General features: G+C 43.9%; 21 protein-coding genes. 17 read left to right on the top strand and 4 right to left on the bottom strand.

Features of this window, described 5'->3' with window-relative positions:
• The first annotated feature begins 16 nt into the window (after window positions 1-16).
• From PGW42_RS01925 to PGW42_RS01880, 10 genes are all read left to right on the top strand, one after another.
• Window positions 17-1,312 (top strand): GTP cyclohydrolase IIa, encoded by a 1,296-nt coding sequence (locus tag PGW42_RS01925; protein ID WP_270202775.1) that lies wholly within the window; start codon window positions 17-19, stop codon window positions 1,310-1,312.
• Between the two features lie 97 nt (window positions 1,313-1,409).
• Complete coding sequence (locus PGW42_RS01920) at window positions 1,410-3,062, top strand: putative manganese-dependent inorganic diphosphatase (protein ID WP_022221151.1); 1,653 nt, start codon at window positions 1,410-1,412, stop codon at window positions 3,060-3,062.
• A gap of 30 nt (window positions 3,063-3,092) precedes the next feature.
• The gene (locus PGW42_RS01915) at window positions 3,093-3,686 is read left to right on the top strand and encodes a flavin reductase family protein (protein WP_022221152.1); all 594 of its coding nucleotides are present in this window, start codon (window positions 3,093-3,095) and stop codon (window positions 3,684-3,686) included.
• Window positions 3,687-3,983: 297 nt separating this feature from the next.
• A complete protein-coding gene (locus tag PGW42_RS01910; protein ID WP_055156811.1) occupies window positions 3,984-5,132 on the top strand; it encodes an iron-containing alcohol dehydrogenase in 1,149 nt (382 codons plus the stop codon).
• Between the two features lie 301 nt (window positions 5,133-5,433).
• Window positions 5,434-6,051 (top strand): polysaccharide deacetylase family protein, encoded by a 618-nt coding sequence (locus PGW42_RS01905; RefSeq protein WP_179960473.1) that lies wholly within the window; start codon window positions 5,434-5,436, stop codon window positions 6,049-6,051.
• A 13-nt stretch (window positions 6,052-6,064) separates the two neighbouring features.
• Complete coding sequence (locus PGW42_RS01900) at window positions 6,065-7,384, top strand: replication-associated recombination protein A (RefSeq protein ID WP_270202774.1); 1,320 nt, start codon at window positions 6,065-6,067, stop codon at window positions 7,382-7,384.
• Window positions 7,385-7,480: 96 nt separating this feature from the next.
• The gene (locus PGW42_RS01895; protein WP_117558982.1) at window positions 7,481-7,939 is read left to right on the top strand and encodes an NfeD family protein; all 459 of its coding nucleotides are present in this window, start codon (window positions 7,481-7,483) and stop codon (window positions 7,937-7,939) included.
• 3 nt (window positions 7,940-7,942) lie between these two features.
• Window positions 7,943-8,869, top strand: coding sequence for an SPFH domain-containing protein (locus PGW42_RS01890; protein ID WP_270202773.1), 927 nt, complete (start codon window positions 7,943-7,945; stop codon window positions 8,867-8,869).
• Between the two features lie 33 nt (window positions 8,870-8,902).
• A complete protein-coding gene (locus PGW42_RS01885) occupies window positions 8,903-9,625 on the top strand; it encodes a LytR/AlgR family response regulator transcription factor (RefSeq protein ID WP_270202772.1) in 723 nt (240 codons plus the stop codon).
• On the top strand, window positions 9,618-10,460 hold the full coding sequence (locus tag PGW42_RS01880; protein ID WP_270202771.1) for a sensor histidine kinase: 843 nt from the start codon (window positions 9,618-9,620) through the stop codon (window positions 10,458-10,460). Before PGW42_RS01885 ends, PGW42_RS01880 begins: the two co-directional genes overlap by 8 nt.
• Window positions 10,461-10,824: 364 nt before the next feature.
• On the opposite strand, the gene PGW42_RS01875 is transcribed toward PGW42_RS01880, so the two are convergent.
• Genes PGW42_RS01875 through PGW42_RS01865 form a run of 3 tightly spaced genes read right to left on the bottom strand, consistent with a single transcriptional unit; the run spans window position 10,825 to window position 13,504 of the window.
• Window positions 10,825-11,337 carry a DUF4364 family protein gene (locus tag PGW42_RS01875; RefSeq protein WP_117558920.1) on the bottom strand — a complete coding sequence of 171 codons (513 nt, stop codon included), beginning with the start codon at window positions 11,335-11,337 and terminating at the stop codon, window positions 10,825-10,827.
• Window positions 11,338-11,349: 12 nt separating this feature from the next.
• Window positions 11,350-12,351, bottom strand: a complete 1,002-nt coding sequence (locus PGW42_RS01870) for a TIGR01212 family radical SAM protein (protein WP_270202770.1) — start codon at window positions 12,349-12,351, stop codon at window positions 11,350-11,352.
• Between the two features lie 4 nt (window positions 12,352-12,355).
• Entirely contained in the window at window positions 12,356-13,504 is a 1,149-nt protein-coding gene (locus PGW42_RS01865; RefSeq protein WP_270202854.1) for an NAD(P)-dependent malic enzyme, read from the bottom strand.
• A 223-nt stretch (window positions 13,505-13,727) separates the two neighbouring features.
• Here PGW42_RS01865 and rho point away from each other — a divergent pair, with 223 nt between their 5' ends.
• The 6 genes from rho (at window position 13,728) to PGW42_RS01835 (ending at window position 19,820) form a co-directional block, all read left to right on the top strand.
• The gene (rho, locus tag PGW42_RS01860) at window positions 13,728-15,053 is read left to right on the top strand and encodes a transcription termination factor Rho (RefSeq protein WP_270202769.1); all 1,326 of its coding nucleotides are present in this window, start codon (window positions 13,728-13,730) and stop codon (window positions 15,051-15,053) included.
• A gap of 108 nt (window positions 15,054-15,161) precedes the next feature.
• Entirely contained in the window at window positions 15,162-15,362 is a 201-nt protein-coding gene (gene rpmE / locus PGW42_RS01855; RefSeq protein WP_008369554.1) for a 50S ribosomal protein L31, read from the top strand.
• 80 nt (window positions 15,363-15,442) lie between these two features.
• On the top strand, window positions 15,443-16,378 hold the full coding sequence (locus tag PGW42_RS01850) for a DUF1385 domain-containing protein (RefSeq protein ID WP_008369553.1): 936 nt from the start codon (window positions 15,443-15,445) through the stop codon (window positions 16,376-16,378).
• Between the two features lie 5 nt (window positions 16,379-16,383).
• The gene (gene prmC / locus PGW42_RS01845; protein ID WP_117834252.1) at window positions 16,384-17,241 is read left to right on the top strand and encodes a peptide chain release factor N(5)-glutamine methyltransferase; all 858 of its coding nucleotides are present in this window, start codon (window positions 16,384-16,386) and stop codon (window positions 17,239-17,241) included.
• Window positions 17,242-17,255: 14 nt separating this feature from the next.
• Window positions 17,256-18,332, top strand: a complete 1,077-nt coding sequence (prfA, locus tag PGW42_RS01840; protein WP_117824617.1) for a peptide chain release factor 1 — start codon at window positions 17,256-17,258, stop codon at window positions 18,330-18,332.
• 594 nt (window positions 18,333-18,926) lie between these two features.
• A complete protein-coding gene (locus PGW42_RS01835) occupies window positions 18,927-19,820 on the top strand; it encodes a LysR family transcriptional regulator (RefSeq protein WP_270202768.1) in 894 nt (297 codons plus the stop codon).
• Here the strand turns inward: PGW42_RS01835 and PGW42_RS01830 are convergent.
• On the bottom strand, window positions 19,789-20,664 hold the full coding sequence (locus PGW42_RS01830) for a YitT family protein (RefSeq protein WP_117824615.1): 876 nt from the start codon (window positions 20,662-20,664) through the stop codon (window positions 19,789-19,791). The genes PGW42_RS01835 and PGW42_RS01830 overlap by 32 nt on opposite strands.
• A gap of 264 nt (window positions 20,665-20,928) precedes the next feature.
• On the opposite strand from PGW42_RS01830, the gene PGW42_RS01825 reads away from it, so the two are divergent.
• The coding region (locus PGW42_RS01825; RefSeq protein WP_270235104.1) for a MerR family transcriptional regulator at window positions 20,929-21,220 on the top strand (292 nt) is incomplete at its 3' end.

Genomic DNA, 21,220 nt, shown 5'->3' with positions numbered 1-21,220 from the left:
TACGGGGGACAAATTTGTGAAAGTTGGAGTTATCGGATCAAAATCATCTTGTGAGGTTGTTAAGAAGAGTATAAAAGAAATCGACAGTTCAGTAGAAGTAGCTTCTTATGAAGAGGAACAGGTTAACCGAAGTGACCGGCTGATTGAGGAATGTGAACAGGAGTGTGATGCGGTACTGTTTACGGGCTGTGCGATCGAAAGTTTTGTGGGGAGAAACTATCATTTCACCAGGCCACATGTGTCGGTGGAAAAATCGGTAGTCAGCATTGCGGGAGCATTTCTGCAGATGCAGAAAAGTAATATTGAACTGGATGCATTTAGTATTGATATTGTAGAAAAACAGGTCATTGAGGATTTGCTGGATGCATTTGACATCCTGGCAAGAAACATTTATTCCTGTCCGTTTCAGGCAGGAGTGGAAGAAGAACAGTATGTGGAGTGGCACATGAAGCTTCTGGATGAAGGAAAGGTCAATGTGGCACTGACTTCTCTTCGGTGGGTGTATAAGATACTGCAGGAAAAGGGATACCATGCAATTTATCTGCCTCCGACCAGGGCAAAAGTGAGAGTGGCACTGGAGAAATTAAAAAATGAATGTGCGCTTCAGGAAGCAGAATATGCGCAGGCAGCAGTTGAGATTTTTCAGCTGACGGATTATAAGAGCAGAGAAGAGAATTATTATTCAAGTATGCTTGCAAAAGCAGATATTGAAAAAGAAATCATCAAATATACAGAAGGGATTCAAGGTGCAATTTTTGCATCAGGAAGAAGAGAATATATTGTATTTTCCAATTCCGGGGCTGTACAAGAAGAATTTAACCAGCGGAAGCTTCTGAATCTGCAAAAAAAAGTGCAGGAGGAGAATAAAATCAGCCTGAATGTAGGGATCGGAACCGGAGGCACGATGAATGACGCGGAAATGAACGCAAGACGTGCACTGGATTTTTCCCTGAAAAATGCAAAGCAGGAGATTTTCTGGATTGATGCCGGTCAGACACAGCACGGACCGCTTGGAAAGGAGATCCAGCTGGAATATCAGCTCATTTCTTCCGATCCGAAGCTACAGGAAATTTCAGAAAAAACCGGGCTCAGCACAACGTCAATTCTGAAGATCATTGCCATTGCAGATGTAAGAAAAAGTTATATTTTCGATGCACATCAGTTGGCGGAGTGTCTGGGAATTACGGTCAGAAGTGCGCGCCGGATCATGAATAAGATCATGGAAGCCGGTTATGGAAAAGTGTATGCAAAGAAGACAGCGGCAGCGGGTGGCAGACCGAAGGCACTGGTAGAGATATTGTTTAAAATTTAGTGTAATGGTCTTTTATCCGAACAAGGGTTGACGAACAGTAAAAAAAATGGCATTCTGAAAAGTAAAGGAACAAGAGATAGTAATGGAGTAATATAAAATGGATCAGAAAAAACCAAAGAAAGTATATGTGATCGGACATAAAAATCCAGATACAGATTCTATTTGTTCGGCAATTGCATATGCAAATCTGAAAAATAAAATCACAGGAGAAAAATACATAGCGAAAAGAGCGGGCGAGGTAAATGGTGAGACAGCGTATGTTCTGGATAAATTTCAGGTAAGTGTGCCGTCTCTTCTGGACAATGTACACCTTCAGGTAAAAGATATGGATATCCGTCATATTGAGGGTGTATCTGGTCACATGTCCATTAAAGACGCATGGGCAAGAATGAAAGATGAGAATATTAAGACACTGCCGGTAACAAGAGGTGAGAAGCTGGAAGGGCTGATCACTATCGGAGATATTGCTACGTCATATATGGAAGTGTACGATAATAATATCCTTGCAACAGCGAGAACCCAGTACCGCAATATCGTCAAAACACTGGACGGAACACTGATCTCCGGGAATGAGCATGGCTATTTCCTGAATGGAAAAGTTGTCATTGCCGCATCCAGTCCGGATCTGATGGAGAATTTTATTGAGAAGGATGATCTTGTCATTCTTGGAAACCGTTATGAGTCACAGCTGTGCGCGATCGAGATGGATGCAAGCTGTCTGGTCATCTGCCAGGGAGCCAATATTTCCAAGACGATCAAGAAGATGGCAGAGGAGAGAGATATCGTGATTATTCAGACACCACATGATACCTTTACTGCTGCAAGGCTGATTAACCAGAGTATTCCGGTCAAGTATTTTATGAGCCGTGATAATCTGGAGATTTTTCATTTGAATGATTATGTGGAACATGTGAAAGAAGTTATGTCAAAGACGAAGTACAGAGATTTCCCAATTCTGGATAATAAAGGAAAGTTCTGTGGTTTCCTCTCCAGACGAAGACTTATGACATCCCGTAAAAAACAGGTGATTCTTGTGGATCATAATGAAAAATCACAGGCTGTGAATGGAATTGAAGAGGCAGAGGTGCAGGAGATCATTGATCATCACAGACTGGGCGGTCTGGAGACAATCGGACCGGTATATTTCCGGAATCAGCCGGTTGGATGTACCGCTACGATCATTTACCAGATGTATCAGGAAAGCGGTGTAGAGGTAGAGCCACAGATGGCGGGACTTCTGTGCTCTGCAATTATTTCGGATACGTTACTGTTCCGTTCACCAACCTGTACGATGGTTGATCAGGCGGCTGCAGAGGCACTGGCGCGGATTGCCGGGATTGATATGGAAGAACATGCAAAAGAGATGTTCAATGCGGGAAGCAATCTGCGTGGCAAATCCGTAGAAGAGATCTGTTTCCAGGACTTTAAGGTGTTCAATGTAAAAGATATCATGTTTGGAGTCGGACAGATCACATCCATGAATCAGGATGAACTGGATGAGGTGAAAGGACGTCTGATCCCATATCTGGAAGAGGCGAGAAAGACCCAGGGACTGCATATGTTGTATTTGATGATGACTAATATTCTGGAAGAGTCTACAGAACTCCTTTGCTGTGGTGAAAATGCAAAGGAACAGGTTCTTGAAGCGTTTGAACTGCCGGGAGATACGGAAAAAATTCTCCTGAAAGGTGTAGTATCAAGAAAGAAACAGATGATCCCTGTTCTGGTAACTTACCTGCAGCAAAAATAAAAACAGATAACTTTATAGGAGAGATGGCTTATGGCAAAACAGATCTGGAAGCCGGGAAATATGCTGTATCCACTGCCTGCAGTTATGGTCAGTGTGGCAGATAAAGAAGGCAATCCAAATATCATTACCGTGGCGTGGGCGGGAACGGTCTGCACAAACCCGCCGATGGTTTCGATTTCCGTGAGACCAGAGCGGTATTCTTATCACATGATCGATGAGACCGGAGAGTTTGTGATCAATCTGACGACGGAAAAACTTGCGTATGCAACGGATTATTGCGGTGTGCGTTCGGGAAAAGATGTGGACAAATTCAAAGAGCTGCATCTGACACCGGAAAAGGCAGAATATGTGAGCGCACCACTGATCGCGGAGAGTCCGGTCAACATCGAGTGCAAGGTGGTCAAAAAAGAAACGCCGGGGTCGCATCATATTTTCCTTGCCGAGGTAAAAGCGGTTCATGTAGATGATGCCTATATGGATCAGAAAGGGCGATTTGCATTGGAAAAGACCGATCCGATCGTATATGTGCACGGACAGTATTATAGTCTGGGTAAGTTGCTCGGAACATTTGGCTATAGCGTGAAAAAGCCGACAAAGAAGAATGGAAAGAAAAAGAAGAAATAAAAACAGAAAATCCTCTTGACAAGAAAATGACAGAGGGTATATGCTGTGTAAGTAGAAACTCAAGGGCGAGACTGCTAAGGTGCGGTCTCGTCTTTTTTTATAGGAAATTCCGAAGGAACTTCCTATGAAAAAAAGGCACTGCGTGCCGGAGAGGCGCACTCGCACGAAGATGAAGAATGTCGCAAGCGGTCTACGCTCTGCTTCGGTCGTTGCTTAACGAGCGCCACTGGCGCTCAGCAACGCACTCGGCGCGAGAATGTGCCGAGGCACATTCTTATTTAAAAGGAGTAGTAGATGATGAAAGATTTTACATTCAATGTACCACAGGATATTATTTTTGGAAAAGGCAGTTTAAAAAGACTTCCGGAGCTTCTTGAAAAAAGTGGTTCCAAGAAGATGCTTCTGATCTCCGGACCGGTTTTGAAGAAGATCGGAATGGTCGAGAAAGTCGAAGAGATCGTGAAGGCTTCCGGTATCGAAGTGGAAGTATTTACTGATGTAGAAGCAAATCCATCTGTTGCAACGGTAGATAAAGCAACAGAAGCATACAAAAAAGCAGGAGCAACCAGTATTGTAGCTTTCGGTGGCGGAAGTCCGATGGATGTGGCAAAGGCAGTTGGTGTTCTTGCAAAATACGGCGGAGAGATCGGAGATTATGAAGGTGCACACAAGGTACCGGGACCGATCGTTCCGATCATTGCGATCCCGACAACTGCAGGTACAGGAAGTGAAGTGACGGCATTTTCTGTTATTACCGATGAAGCAAGAAATTATAAGCTGACTGTGTTCAGCTATGAGCTGATCCCAAGCTATGCACTTCTGGATCCGGAGCTTGTTATGACTTCTCCGGCATCGGTAGCCGCAGCATGTGGCGTAGATGCACTGATCCATGCATGGGAGGCTTACACTTCAAGAGATGCATCTCCATTTTCTGATGCAATGGCAGAAAAGGCAATGGAACTGATTGGTGCAAATCTGCGCAGATTCGTAGCAAACCGTCAGGACGAAGAGGCGGCGGCAGCCATGCTCTCCGGAAGCATGTTCGCAGGTATCGCATTTGCATGGGCAAGACTTGGAAATATCCATGCTATGAGCCATCCGGTAAGCGCCTATTTCCATGTGGCACACGGTGTGGCAAATGCGATTCTTCTTCCAACGATTGTGGAATATAATGCACTTGCAGATCATGGACGTTATGAGAAAATCTACAATTATATCAGCAAAGAAAAAGACCCGGTGATCGATTTTGTACCGGAAATGCTTGTAGATGAAGCGAGAGATCTGCTTCGTGATCTTGGCATTCCGCAGCATCTTGCCGATGTTGGTGTAACGGAAGATAAGATTGAACTGATGGCTGCCGATGCCATGAAGAGTGGAAATATTATGGCAAATCCGAGACAGTCTACGATCAGGGATATCATTGAACTTTATAAAAAAGCAATGTAGATCATTCAGGGGATATGAGTCAGCAGAAGCTGGTTGATATCCCTTTTTTGATCTGAGTATAGAAAACAGGAAAAGACTGGTGTCCTGTATATATTTTTTAATGCAAGAGTACCGGAGGCAAGAAAGCATAAATGTGAGTACATAGGAAAAGAATCTCCCGCATATAGTAAAAAGAGAATGGGAAAAGAGGAATATCCGTATGTGGTACCGACTGCTTTATGGAACAATCAGTTTTTTATGCTTTACATGGCTTCTGTTTACCTGGGGAGTGATCGATAACGGAAAGATCAAACTGATAAGAATGAATGATGAAACGGTAGAAGCATCCTATGAGGCAGGTGGAACAAACGAGCAGTATCAGGAAAAGCCCAAGATCGCCCTCACATTTGATGATGGCCCAAATCCTTCCAGTACGCCAGTGCTCCTTGACGGGCTTGCCGGGCGGAATGTGAAGGTTACTTTTTTTGTGATCGGGGAAAATGTAGTAAAATATCCGAAAGTTGTGAGCAGAGAGGCTGAAGAAGGGCATATTATTGGAAATCATACTTACAGTCATGTAGATCTCACAAAAATGTCTCAGGAAATGACAGAGTGCGAACTCGGAAAGACCAATACCGCGATTGAAGAAATTACCGGAAAAAAGACGGAATATATGCGACCGCCTTATGGAGCCTGGAAGAAGGAGATGGAAGAGAATACCGGCATGATTGCGGTGCTATGGAATGTGGATCCGCTTGACTGGAATACGGATAACGAGACAGAAATTGTCAATAAAGTAGTGACGGAAACGGAGGAAAATGATATTATTTTATTACATGACTGTTATCTGTCTTCAGTAAAGGCGGCACTTCGCATTATCGATATCATGCAGGCGAAGGGATATGAATTTGTGACAGTCGATGAATTGCTGCTGGATTAAAGGAGAGGTTTTGATGGATTTATTTGATTATATGCGGGAGACGACAAAGGAGAAAGAATCGCCCCTTGCCTCCAGACTGCGTCCGACGACTCTGGATGAAGTGGTTGGACAGCAGCACATTATCGGAAAGGACAAGCTTTTATACCGTGCGATCAAGGCGGATAAACTGAGTTCTGTTATTTTTTACGGACCTCCGGGAACCGGAAAGACTACGCTTGCAAAGGTGATCGCCAATACTACAAGTGCAGAATTTACACAGATCAATGCTACGGTTGCCGGGAAGAAAGATATGGAAGAAGTGGTGAATAAGGCGAAAGAACTGAAAGGGATGTACCAGAAAAGGACAATCCTTTTCATCGATGAGATTCACCGGTTTAATAAAGGACAGCAGGATTATCTGCTCCCGTTTGTGGAGGACGGCACGATCATTCTGATCGGTGCGACGACAGAAAATCCTTACTTTGAGGTGAACGGTGCGCTTCTTTCCAGATCCAGTGTATTTGAACTCCGTCCGCTTTCACAGGAAGAAGTAGAGACCCTGATTCTGAGAGCGGTGCAGGATGAGAAAAAAGGAATGGGAAGTTATCATGCGGTGATCGAGGAGAACGCCCTGCATTTCCTGGCAGACCTTGCCGGTGGAGATGCCAGATCTGCGCTTAATGCGGTGGAACTGGGTATCCTCACCACACCAAGAAGTGAGGATGGAATGATCCATATCACGCTGGATGTTGCATCCGAATGTATACAGAAGCGGGTTGTGCGATATGATAAGACAGGAGATAATCATTATGATACCATATCCGCATTTATTAAAAGTATGCGCGGTTCTGATCCGGATGCAGCCGTATATTATCTGGCAAAGATGCTGTATGCCGGAGAAGACATTAAGTTTATTGCCCGTAGGATTATGATCTGTGCATCGGAAGATGTGGGAAATGCGGATCCGATGGCACTGAATGTTGCAGTCAGTGCAGCACAGGCAGTGGAGCGGATCGGAATGCCGGAGGCACAGATCATTTTATCACAGGCAGTTCTTTATGTGGCAACAGCGCCGAAGAGTAATTCAGCATGTAATGCTGTCTTTGCTGCGATGGACAATGTGAAAAAATATAAAACGACTGTTCCGGTGCATTTGCAGGATGCACATTATAAAGGTTCTGCAAAGCTGGGGCATGGAATTGGTTACAAATACGCGCATGATTATCCGAATCATTATGTAAAACAGCAGTATCTGCCGGATGAGATCAAAGATGCCGTATTCTATGAAGCGAGCGATAATGGCTACGAACAAACGATCAAAGCGCATATGAAGCGGATCAAGGATGAAGCGTAACTTATTCGCACAGGAAATCACTGCATTCGCGCAGAAGGGATTGATTTGACACAGACACTTTGCTACCATATCTGTAAGCAGAAAGGAGTGAAGAATATGGGAGCAGTTCAGGACAGCTATATTACCGTTGCATGGCTGGTTCTTCTGGTAGCACTTCTGGTGATCGAGATCATAACGGTGGGACTTACGACGATCTGGGGAGCAGGAGGTGCGCTGGCGGCACTGATCCTGAATATTTTGGATATACCGTTTGCCGGACAGGTAGTTGCATTTTTTGTTGTGACAATTTTACTGCTTGTATTTACCAGACCATTTGCAATGCGTTTTATCAACACCCGCCGTCTAAAGACGAACTATGAAGGAATCATCGGAAAGACGATCCGGATCAGCCAGAAAGTAGATAACATCGGGCAGACTGGTATGGCGGTGGTAAATGGTACGGAGTGGACGGTAAGATCCGAACAGGATGACGTGATCCTGGAACCCGGAACACTGGCGAAGGTGGTCAATATATCCGGAGTAAAGTTAATTGTAAAAAAATATGAGGAGGACTAAAAGATGACGGGACTTATTATTTTAGTAATTATTATTGTGATCGCATTACTGCTTCTGACTTCCTGCATTAAGATCGTGCCGCAGGCAAAGGCACTGGTTATCGAACGTCTTGGTGCATATCAGGCAACATGGAGTGTAGGACTTCATTTTAAACTGCCGATCATTGAACGCGTGGCAAGAAAAGTAGACTTAAAAGAGCAGGTAGTTGATTTTGCACCGCAGCCGGTTATCACAAAGGATAACGTAACCATGCGGATCGATACCGTTGTATTCTACCAGATTACAGATCCGAAGATGTTCTGCTACGGAGTAGCGAACCCGATCATGGCAATCGAGAATCTGACAGCGACTACCCTTCGTAACATCATCGGTGATCTGGAACTTGACCAGACACTGACATCAAGAGAGACGATCAATACGAAGATGCGCGCATCTCTGGATGTGGCAACGGATCCATGGGGAATCAAAGTTAATCGTGTGGAACTGAAAAATATCATTCCGCCGGCAGCAATCCAGGATGCAATGGAGAAACAGATGAAAGCAGAACGTGAAAGACGTGAAGCCATTCTCCGTGCAGAAGGTGAAAAGAAATCTACTGTTCTTGTTGCAGAAGGTGAAAAAGAATCTGTGATCTTGAAAGCGGAAGCTGAAAAACAGGCAGCGATCCTCCAGGCAGAAGCAGAAAAAGAAAAGAGGATCAAAGAGGCTGAAGGTGAAGCGGAAGCCATCCTTAAAGTACAGCAGGCAAATGCAGACGGTATCCGTTTCATCCGTGAAGCGGGTGCAGACCAGGCAGTGCTTACGATCAAGAGTCTGGAGGCATTTGAAAAGGCTGCAGACGGCAAGGCAACGAAAATCATCATTCCGTCAGAACTGCAGTCACTTGCGGGGCTTGTAAAGAGTGCTAAAGAAGTGATCAAGGAAGATTAGATTAAAAAAAGAGAGAGGAAAGGTGACAAATAGATGACGGATGTATTGATTCTGGAAGATGAACTGACTTCGCTGCAGGCATTGTCAGAGATTCTTACCACATATTCAGATGATATCCGTGTCCACAAGGCATCTTCCCTGAAAGAAGCAAAAGACCTGCTGGATCAGGAAATCCGGTATGGTCTTTTCCTTTTGGATGTAAATCTAAGCGGCGAGGACCGGGAGGATATCGGTGGGATTTTGTTCGCAAGAGAGATACGGGAGAGGTTTGAATATACTTTTACCCCGATCGTGATGGTGACTGCCATTGGCAATATGGAAATGCAGGCTTACCGGGAGCTGCACTGTTACCAGTACATTATGAAGCCATTTCGCAGGGAGCAGGTGGAAGAGGTTGTTCAGAAGGTGCTGGAAAAAGAGAGCAGGGAGAAAACACCGGTGATCGTTGTGAAAAAAGACGGGATCAATTATCAGCTGAAATGCGAGGATATCCGTTATCTGGAAGCGATACCGAGAGGAACAAGACTGCATCTTGTGACTGAAAACTGGGATGTCCCTTATGTGACTCTCAGACAGATGATGCTTAAGATGCCAAAAGGGATGTTTGCGCAGTGCCATCGGATGTATGCGGTCAATAAAAATGAAGTTGAATATTACGATACCGTCAACCGGATCATCCGGATCAAAAATTGTCCGGATACGGTAGAAATCGGTGTGACTTACAAATCGGTGATCGGAGGACTGTTAAATGGCTGATTGGGTACGCAAATTTCTATATCGTATTTTCTGCGTAACGGCACTTATGGTATCAGTCTATCTGATCGTGGATTTCCTGATCAGCGGTACCTTCGATTACCGGGTGTTTATTATGTTTGTTCTGATGGTGATCGTTGTGATATGGGGAATTGTGGACTGGAGAAGTAATTATGTACTGATACGCCAGAAGGAAAATGAACTGCGGCTTTATCAGAACTATCTGATTCCGCTGGAAGAACTGGTCAAAGAAATCCGTGCCAAACAGCATGAATTTGACAATCATCTGAATGCAATCCTGAATATGCATCTAACTATCGATAATTATGAAGAACTGGTGGCAAAGCAGTCTGAATACATTACGGAAATCGCCAGAGAAGATGACAGCAGAAAGTATCTCCCGCTTCTGAAAATCAGCGATAAAATCCTGGCAGGGTTTATTTACAGTAAAATTGTCCGTGCACCGGAATATGTCCAGACCGATATCCGGGTATGGAATAAAGAAATCGTATCCGGAATCTCCGAACATCATCTGATCGAGATTGTGGGAACCCTGATCGACAATGCATACGAAGCCTGTACTGAAGAAAAAAATCAGGTACTGATCGAAATTGATTCCCAGAATGATAAGCTTATCTTCACGATAAAGAATCAGGTCGGAAATATAGGACTTGGTGAGATCAGTCATTTCTTTGAAAAAGGATTTTCTACGAAAGAAGATGGAAAAAAGCATGGACTGGGACTTTATAATGCAAAGATGCTTGTGAACCGTTACCACGGAGAAATTACGGTGGGAATAGAAGAAAGGAAATACATCAGTTTTGTGGTGGTTATTTAGGCAGATCGGAATATGGGACGGTCTGCTTTTTTGTAGGTTGTGGTCGGACGCGGACAGAAAACAAATAGAGCAGATTCCTTTGTGCTGACCATTCCGATGAGCCACTTAAGGCGAAAATTGTGTCAGCAAGGGCTTCCACAATTTTTGTGTCTCATCTCCATAGCACAAACATGGAATCCTTATCCATTTGTTTTCTGTCCGCGCCCGGGATTCAGCTCTTTTGGAGCAGGCATGAGGCTTGCAAGCTTTCAAGAACGTAGCTGAGATCTGCCCAAAGAACAACGTAGAGTTTTCATGTCGTGAGATTCAAGTGTATCATTGTCCAATCACAGCCTTAATTTGCGAACCGTATCATTCACATCCATCACAATAACTGAGACATCAGCCACGCATAGACGACTTGATTTTTTTTCTGCCAGTTGAGTGCAATTGCCGCCGCTTCTTTTTCAGTCGGTACAGAAAGGGTCAGATCGATCAGGGGTTCGTGATTTTCAAAGACCTGACAGCGCACGGAATATTCCTCTCCTGCATTTTTCATATAATCCGCTTTTACGGAAACTTCATTTTTCAGATCATACTGTTTTGTCTGTAAAAAGTGGTCAATATCGTCCTGGATTGGCTTTGAGATTTTATCCTGGAAAAGATGAATCGTCCCTTTCCCATCTTCCGTCAGATGGAAAAGAGTGCGGTTGTGAGTGGATTCTTTCAGGATGAGACCACCGTCCGCAAGTTCAGAAAGAGCCTGCTGGAGTTTGAAATAATCGGTATATCCTTTGTCCAGGACAAATTCAGAAATCTGGGAGTTGGTCAGAGGAAAATCAACTTTGTCCAGCATGTATAGAATGATGAGTTTATAAAGTGTAAATGCTTCTGCCATAGGGCTGCCTCCTTAAAATGTAGTATATTCTTTTCCCTGCCAGAGATTCTGCTCTTTTAAATAGCGCTGCATCTGATTGAGTACTAACCGTTTATTGCCGGTCCAGAGCGGTGCGATAAGAAGAGATTTTGGTCCGTCACCGGTCAGACGGTGAATGACAATATCCGGACGGAGCGAAGCGATACATTTTCCGAGCAGATGAAAATAAGAGTTCATATCTGGAATATAAAAAGGTTCCTGCCTGTAAAAATCTGCCAGATCGGTATGCTCCAGAACGTGGAGAAGCTGCAGCTTGATTCCGTCAATCGGAAGAGCGTTCAGATAATGGATGGTTGCGAGCATATCTGCTTCAGATTCTCCCGGAAGAAATAAAATTACGTGGGTGATGATCTGTACCCCAATCGCGTGAAGGGAATGGACCGCCTGCTCAAAGACGGAAAGTGGATAACCACGGCGCATCCAGTTGGCAGTGCGTTCGTGGATCGTTTGAAGTCCAAGCTCTACCCAGACCGGTTTAATGGCATTTAGTTCGGCAAGCAGTGTAAGGATTTCAGGTGAAAGGCAATCCGGACGCGTTGCGATAGATAAAATGCGTACTTCTGGATCAGAAATCGCTTCGGTAAAGATCCGGCGCAGATGACAGGCTGGTGCATAGGTATTGGTATATGCCTGAAAATAGGCGATATAGCTGTGTCCGTTGTATTTGGGGCGGACAAGGCCTTTTCCATAGGCAAGCTGGTCGGCAACAGAAAGAGAAGAAGAAGCGGCAAAATCGCCGGATCCGCCTTCGCTACAGAAGATACAACCGCGTGTGCCGCAGGTTCCGTCCCGGTTCGGACAGGAACAGCCTCCGTTTAAAGAAATCTTGTACAGTTTTTCACCGAAATTCTGTTTCAGATAGTAGTCCAGTGCATAGTAGCGCCGTTCTCCCCAGCGCTGAGGAGTTCCTTTTTTGTAAGTAAGCCCGCAGGATATTTCCTGCGGGCGATTGCTATCATAGGTTCTTGTATTCATAAGATTAAATCAGAGCTTTGACAGCTTCGCTTACGACCTGTGATACGCGAGGGTCAAAAGCTTCCGGAAGAATATTGTCCTCGTTCAGCTCTTCATCCGGAACAAGTCCAGCGATTGCTTTTGCTGTGGCAAGCTTCATCTCTTCGGTGATCTGTGACGCACGTCCCTCTAATGCACCTTTAAAGATCCCAGGGAAAGCGACAACGTTGTTGACCTGGTTCGGGAAGTCAGAACGTCCGGTTCCGACAACTTTTGCGCCAGCAGCTTTTGCAAGATCCGGCATGATCTCCGGTACCGGGTTTGCCATTGCGAAAAGGATTGCATCCTTATTCATAGAAGCAACCATTTCCTGGGAAACAATGTTCGGGGCAGATACACCGACGAAGATATCTGCGCCCTTGAGTGCATCAGCAAGTGTACCGGTCTCATGGTCAAGGTTGGTCACTTTGGTCATCTCTTTCTGCATCCAGTTCAGATTCGGTGAATCAGCAGAGATGATTCCGTTGATATCACACATAGTGATCTTCGGGAATCCGTAGGTAAGAAGAAGCTTTGTGATTGCAACTCCGGCGCTTCCGGCTCCATTTACAACGATCTTACAGTTTTCTTTTTTCTTGCCGGTTACTTTAAGGGCGTTGATGATACCTGCCAAAACGACGATGGCGGTTCCATGTTGGTCATCGTGGAATACAGGAATATCAAGAAGTTCTTTTAAACGGCTCTCAATCTCAAAACAGCGTGGGGCAGAGATATCTTCCAGGTTGATTCCGCCGAAAGCAGGTGCAATATTGACAACGGTCTTAATAATTTCTTCTGTATCCTGGGTATCCAGGCAGATTGGAACAGCGTTGACTCCGCCGAATTCTTTAAAAAGAACTGCTTTTCCTTCCATAACAGGCATGGCGGCTTTGGCTCCGATGTTACCAAGTCCGAGAACGGCACTACCGTCGGATACTACAGCGATTGTGTTGGCTTTCATCGTGTATTTGTAGGCTGCATCCGGGTCCTTTGCAATGACCTTGCATGGCTCGGCAACGCCTGGTGTATATGCGATTGCGAGGTCTTCACGAGAGTTTACGTGTGACTTTGCAGTAGTTTCAATTTTTCCATTCCATTTTTCATGCATTTCAAGTGCTTGCTCAATTGCTGACATTTTCATACGTCCTCCTTTGATTACAGTTTTGCTGCTCTTTTATGATAACATTCTTCTGATATGAAAGCAAATCAAAAAACTTCTTTCCATTTTGTGCAAAATGTTGTATACTTGGGTTTATCAAAAGCAGATTAGTCAGTTCAGACAAGATTTCCCAATGTTAAAAGTTTAATATTTTTTTGGATAAGAAAAGTAATTGGAATAAAGGAGGAATATAGAACATATGACGAGAGAAAAATATGAGTCCCTGCCTCTTTCTACATTAAAAGAGGTGGCAAAAACGCGCGGACTTCGCGGAATTTCAACGATGAAAAAAGCAGATCTGATCGATCTTATGCTGGAAGAAGATGACAAAGTTTCAATAAAAGAGGCGAAGGAGGAAGTAAAATCCGAAAAAGCCGGAACCGCAGATATTGAACAGCTCGACAGTGGACATACGGTGAATGGAATTCTGGAAGTCATGGATGGATACGGATTTATCCGTTCCCAGAACTATCTGCCGGGCGAGGAAGATGTATATGTATCACCATCGCAGATCCGCAGATTCAGCCTGAAGACAGGGGATATCCTGACAGGAAATACAAGAGTAAAGACACAGTCTGAAAAATTCAGTGCGCTTCTGTATCTGACCAAGATCAATGGAATGTCTCCGGCAGAAGCAGGACGCAGAATGAACTTTGAAAATATGACACCGATTTTCCCAAATGAACGTCTCAGACTGGAAGCGGGAAAGAGCAGCACTGCAATGCGTGTTATGGATCTGATCTCTCCAATTGGTAAGGGACAGCGAGGCATGATCGTATCACCGCCGAAAGCAGGTAAGACAACCCTGTTGAAGCAGGTGGCGCTTTCTATGAGGAAGAATAATCCGGAGATCCATCTTCTGATCCTTCTGATCGATGAACGTCCGGAAGAAGTAACCGACATCAAAGAAGCCATTGAAGGGGATAATGTGGAAGTTATTTATTCGACCTTTGATGAGCTTCCGGAGCATCATAAACGTGTGTCAGAGATGGTGATCGAGCGTGCAAAACGTCTGGTTGAGCACAAAAAGGACGTTGTGATCCTTTTGGACAGCATTACCCGTCTGGCAAGAGCATACAACCTGGTTGTTCCACCGAGCGGACGAACCCTGTCCGGTGGTCTTGATCCGGCAGCACTTCATATGCCGAAACGTTTCTTTGGGGCAGCGAGAAATATGCGTGAGGGCGGAAGCCTTACTATCCTCGCAACCGCACTTGTAGATACCGGAAGCAAGATGGATGATGTCATCTACGAAGAATTTAAGGGAACCGGTAATATGGAACTGGTGCTTGACCGGAAGCTTTCTGAAAAGAGAATCTTTCCTGCAATCGATATCCCGAAATCCGGAACAAGAAGAGAGGATCTGCTTCTTACGAAAGAGGAGCAGGAAGCAGTGGATATTATGCGCCGTGCATTAAACGGAATGAAGTCAGATGAAGCGGTAGACAGCATTCTGAATATGTTTGACCGCACGAAAAATAACGTAGAATTTGTCCAAATGGTCAAAAAAACAAAGTTTATTTAGAAAATTACTTGCATTTAGAAAAAAACTATGTTATGCTAACATAGCTGTTTAAAGATATTAGCCGCGTGAAAGCGCGTAAAACGAATAAAACAAGAAGAGGTGAAAATCATGAAAGAAGGAATCCATCCAGATTACTATCAGGCAACTGTAACTTGCAACTGTGGGAATACATTCGTAACAGGTTCTACAAGCAAAGAAATCCACGTAGAAATCTGCTCTAAATGTCATCCGTTCTACACAGGACAGCAGAAAGCAACTCAGGCCAGAGGTCGTGTTGACAAGTTTAACAAGAAATACGGAATTCAGTAATAAGAGAATTCAACAGGCTGGGATTGTGAAATCTCAGCCTATTTTGTGTATACGATGAATTAAAAAGGACATAACAGAATATGAAATCTTCGAATATTGGTGGTCAGGCTGTCATCGAAGGCGTGATGATGAAGAATAAAGACCGTTATGCGGTTGCGGTGAGAAAGCCTGACGGAGAGATAGAAGTTACAACAGATACATATAAAAGTGTAGTTGGAAAATATACGGCACTTACGAAGCTACCTTTTGTCAGAGGAATCTTTAATTTTGTTGATTCTCTGGTGCTGGGGATGAAGACTTTGACCTGGTCAGCAAGCTTCTATGAGGAAGAGGAAGAAAAAGAGATGACCGAAGTCGAAGAAAAGAAGCAGGAGCGTACGGAAAAGCTTTTGATGACGCTGACGATGGTTGTATCTTTTGCACTTGCGATCGGTATTTTTATGGTACTTCCGTATTTTTTGTCAGATCTGCTGAAGAAATGGATTTCTTCCTATACAGTTCGGATTATCATTGAGGGAATCATCCGCATTGCGATTTTTGTTGCCTATGTGGGCGGAATTTCGGTAATGAACGATATTAAGCGTTTGTATCGCTATCATGGCGCGGAGCATAAGTGTATCAACTGTATTGAACATGGACTTCCACTGACTGTTGAAAATGTTAGAAAGAGCTCTAAAGAACACAAAAGATGTGGAACCAGCTTCATGCTGTTTGTCATGATCGTGGGAATCGTTCTCTTATTTTTTGTAAGGGTAGAATCTCCGCTGATGAGAGTGATTGTGAGAATTGCACTTCTTCCGGTGATTGCTGGTATTTCTTATGAGTTGATCAAATGGGCAGGAAGCAGTGAGAATCCGGTCGTGTGTATCTTAAGTAAGCCGGGACTTTGGCTGCAGGGGCTTACGACAAAGGAACCGGACGATGAGATGATCGAGGTCGGGATTGCGGCTGTAGAAGCGGTGTTTGACTGGAAAGCGTATTTGAGAGAGAATTTCGGATATAAGGAAGAGGAGTAAAAGCTGTGACCTATCAGGAAGCATATCAGAAAGCCACAGGTGAATTGAAAGCGGCGGGGATTCCGGAGCCGGAAAGTGATGCCTGGATCCTGCTGGAGCATGTGACCGGCATGACAAGGACCAGATATTATGTGGATGGTTTTGAAAGAATGCCGAAAAATGAAGAAGACCGGTTCTTTGAGCTGGTAAGCTGCAGAAAAACCCGGATTCCGGTGCAGCATCTGACCGGGGTTCAGGAATTTATGGGATATGAATTTGCAGTCAATGAACATGTACTTGTGCCAAGACAGGATACTGAGATTCTTGTAGAGGAAGCAGAAAAAAGACTGCTTCTTATGAAAAAGGAAAATCCGGTAAAAGTGCTGGATATGTGTACCGGTTCAGGCTGTATCCCAATCAGCCTGAAACTGAGAAATCCGCAGATTGTCATAGAAGGTGCAGATATTTCAGAAGAAGCTTTGAAAGTGGCTGAAAAAAATGCCAAAAAGCTGGGAGTGAGCGGTAAGTGGATCCAGACTGATATGTTTGAAAATATTACAGGAACATTTGACATGATCACATCGAATCCACCTTATATCCCGACAAAAGTGATCGAAGAGCTGGAAGCAGAGGTACGTCTTCATGACCCGTATGAGGCATTGGACGGAAAAGAGGACGGTCTTTATTTTTACCGGATCCTGGCAGAAAAGGTTCCGGAATATCTGACAGACGGCGGCTGGCTTGTGATGGAGATTGGATATGACCAGAGTGCAGATGTGGAAAAATTGCTGAAAGAGACTGGATTTGAACAGGTTTCAACGCAAAAGGATCTGGCAGGTCTTGACCGTGTGGTATGTGGCGTGTACAATAGGCATAGCAAATAACAGGAGGAAAAGAAATGTTTGATAAATTAGAAGATCTGCTCATTCGTTATGAGGAGATTATGGGTGAGCTTCAGGAACCGGACGTGGTGAATGACCAGTCACGTTTCCGCAAGCTGATGAAAGAACAGAATGATCTGACCCCGATTGTTGAGGCATATAAAGAATATAAAAATTGTAAACAGAACATTGAAGACAGTCTTTCTCTTCTGGAGGAAGAATCCGATGAAGAGATGAAAGAGCTGGCAAAAGAAGAACTCAGTGAGTCTAAGAAGAGAGTCGAAGAGCTGGAACAGGAGCTCAAGATCCTCCTTCTTCCAAAAGACCCGAACGATGACAAGAACGTTATCGTGGAGATCCGTGCAGGTGCAGGTGGAGATGAAGCTGCCCTTTTTGCGGCTGAGATCTACCGTATGTATGTACATTATGCAGATAGCAGACGCTGGAAGACAGAGATGATCTCCCTCAATGAAAACGGAATCGGCGGATTCAAGGAAGTTGTATTTATGATCACAGGACAGGGAGCATATTCCCGTATGAAGTATGAAAGTGGTGTACATCGTGTACAGCGTGTGCCGGAGACAGAAAGCGGCGGACGTATCCATACTTCAACCATTACCGTAGCAGTGATGCCGGAAGCAGAAGAAGTTGACGTTGTGATCGATGAAAAAGATATTCGTATCGATGTTATGCGTGCATCTGGTAACGGTGGTCAGTGTGTCAATACCACAGACTCTGCTGTACGACTGACTCATTATCCGACAGGAATCGTGATCTACAGCCAGACTGAAAAATCACAGCTGCAGAACAAGGAAAAGGCATTCCGTCTTCTGCGTTCCAAGTTATATGAACTGGAACTGGAGAAGAAGCAGTCTGCAGAGGCTGAGGCAAGAAGAAGCCAGATCGGTACCGGAGACCGTTCTGAGAAGATCCGTACTTACAACTTCCCACAGGGACGTGTGACCGATCACAGAATCAAGCTTACGCTTCATAAGCTGGACAGCATTATGAACGGAGATCTGGATGAAATCATTGACAGCCTGATCGCAGCAGACCAGGCAGCAAAGCTGGCATCGATGAATGAGGCAGTATAAGCTGGTAAAATCGATAGAGAAATTAAAGGGAGTATGAAAGCTGGGAGAGAGGCTTTCATACTCCTTTTTGTTTATAGTGATACTTTACAAAGAAAGCAAAGATTCAGAAAATCACAGTATAGATTTTATACTCTAAGTATATTGATTGTTTTCGTGGATTCTTGTAAAATGATTTTGGAGTGATGGGTACAGAAAAGTAGGAGGTGATAATTACCGATGACTAAAGATGAATCGCTCTTAAAGCATAAGGAAAGATACAAAGAGACGATAAAAATCTGACTGTGATGAGCGATATCCTTGCGCGGAATGTTTTTAAAGACAGGAAAGCCTGTGAGTATGTTCTTCGAATTATTATGGATGATGAAGCAAGAATGGACGAGAAGAAAGATGTAGCATATTCTCTCGCTGACAGGAAAATGAGTGTTGAGGATATTTCTGAAATTATAAAAGTAAATATTGAAACTGTCAGAGGATGGCTTGCAGGACGCACTCCTGCTAAAAATAGTAATAGGATACCCTCATACAGGTCAAGAAAACAGAAATGTCCCGTATGGGGGGATTTTTATATACCGAAAAATAAAACAGAGGCGTTGAATGAACATACAACAATTAACTTATATCGTAGAAATCGCAAAATGCAACAGCATTTCCCGCGCGGCAGAGTATCTCTTTGTTTCGCAGCCTGCTCTGTCCCAGCAGATCCGAAATCTGGAAAAGGAATTGGGATACTGCGTATTTCGCAGGACAAGAAAAGGACTGGAGCTTACCGAAAAAGGGAATCTTTTTTACCAAAAAGCGCAAAAAATGCTGGAAGACTGGAGTCGTTTTAAAGAAGAAGTGATTTCGGGAACAGAACATAAAAAATTAAAAATCGGACTTGGTGCCAGAGTCTATTCCAACAGACTGTTTCCAAGGATTGTAGGATATTTTGAGAAGCATCCGGAGCTCGAAGTGACATTTTATACGGAGGCTGGGCTGGATGCATATGCAGCGATCAAGGACGGTTCCCTTGATATGGCACTGGATCGAATGCCGGAAAATGAAATTGGCATGGAAAAATGCGTCTGTTTCGCAAAAGAACTGATCCGTGAGAAACAGTGTGTACTGACAGCACCGGATCATCCGCTGGGTAAAAAAGGAAAGGCTTCGATTCTGGACTGCAGGGAATATACCATGCTCACAGGGCTGGAGCATTCTGTGGAAGACCGTCTGCTCAGAAAAACATATGGAGAGCAGAATATTACATGGAAGAGAGTCATCCGATCGGATAGTATTGATACAGTGATGAAGATGGTGAAAAGCGGAAGCGGGATCGCGATCGGACCACAGTCATTTGCGGAATACTATGGTGTCACGGCAGTGCCGCTGGTTCCTGCCAGGCAGGACAGCCTGTATTTTGCCTGCCTGAAATCAAAGAAAAAAGAACCGGAAATAAGGGATTTTCAAAGATACCTGACTACTCTGGTTTCCAGTGTTTGTCCAGATTAAATCCGCGTCCCTGGACTTCCTGTACCTGGGAAACGATGATAAAGCTTTCCGGATCGATCAGGTGGACATTTTTCTCAAGCTGGACAAGCTCACGGTTAGATATGACAGTGAGCACCATATTCAGCTGTTGGTTCAGATAGCCACCCTGAACCGGAATGATGGTTGCACCACGGTCGATCTGTCTGAGTACAAAATTGCGGATTTCATCCGAATGTTTGCTGATGATTTGGACGGCAATCCTTGAAGTACCGCTGACGATCAGCTTATTCATGACAAGTGTATAAATGATCACATACAAAATCGCATAGAGTACTTTGTCAACCGGTTGATAAAGCGCCTGTCCCAGGATGACAAAGAAATCGATAATATACAGACCGACTGAAACCGGGAAACGGAAATATTTATTCAGGATCAGCGGAGGAACATCAACGCCGCCGGTAGAAGCGCCGGTACGAATGATCATCCCAAGAGAGATTCCGATTCCGATTCCTGCAAAGAGTGTGCAGAGGATCAGGTTGTCCGTCAGAACATAATCTCCAAGGATCTGATTGAAAAATTCTAGTGCGATCGGATACATAAAAGAACTTAAAATTGCAGAAAAAGTATATTTTTTCCCGAGAAAAATATAGGCAAGCACCAGCATGATAATGTTAAAAGCGAGTACCAGCGAGGAAAGCGGGATACCGGTTATGCGTTGCAGGATCAGTCCGATTCCGGTTGTGCCTCCGGCAACAAGATCAGCGGGTAGAAGAAAAACTCTTGCAGAGAAAGCGTTGAGAATATTTCCCAGACAGATGATGAGAACAGAAGCGATCTGTTCTTTTCTTTTTTCAGTAAGATTCATTGGACAGTACCTCCATAAGTCGATATCTTTAATTTAGGAGAAATGGGAGTAAATGGGAAATACATAATATGAATATCGATATAAGAAAAACTTATATTGTGACTGACACTGTGTCCTTGAAAAAATCAAAATATGCTAAAATTGACATAAATGAGAGAACATGAGGAGGTCATTAACAGTTAAAGATAAATTATAAAATCATATAAGTAGATATTGAGTTTTATAAGATATTAGACTAGAATATTATTGAAAGGAGTTGATACTTTGAGTAAATATTATTCTATACACGAATTTTCAAAAATTATAGGCGTATCTGCTCAGACATTACGAAATTGGGATGCAAATGGAAAACTTCATCCGCATCATACTACAGTAAGTGGCTATAGATATTATTCTGATGAGCAACTCAACCAGATAATAAATGTAAAGCCTAAAAATCGTATTACAATTGGATATTGTCGCGTTTCCAGCCATAAACAAAAAGATGATTTGGAACAACAGATTGATAATGTTAAGACATATCTTTTAGCAAAAGGACAGCCGTTTGAGATAATAA

Origin of the sequence: Coprococcus sp. TM115-187 (genome assembly GCF_027679115.1) — a bacterium.
Lineage (GTDB): Bacteria > Bacillota > Clostridia > Lachnospirales > Lachnospiraceae > Allocoprococcus > Allocoprococcus comes.
Note: the sequence above shows the minus strand (reverse complement) of the source record. Positions and strands in the feature narration are given on the sequence as shown.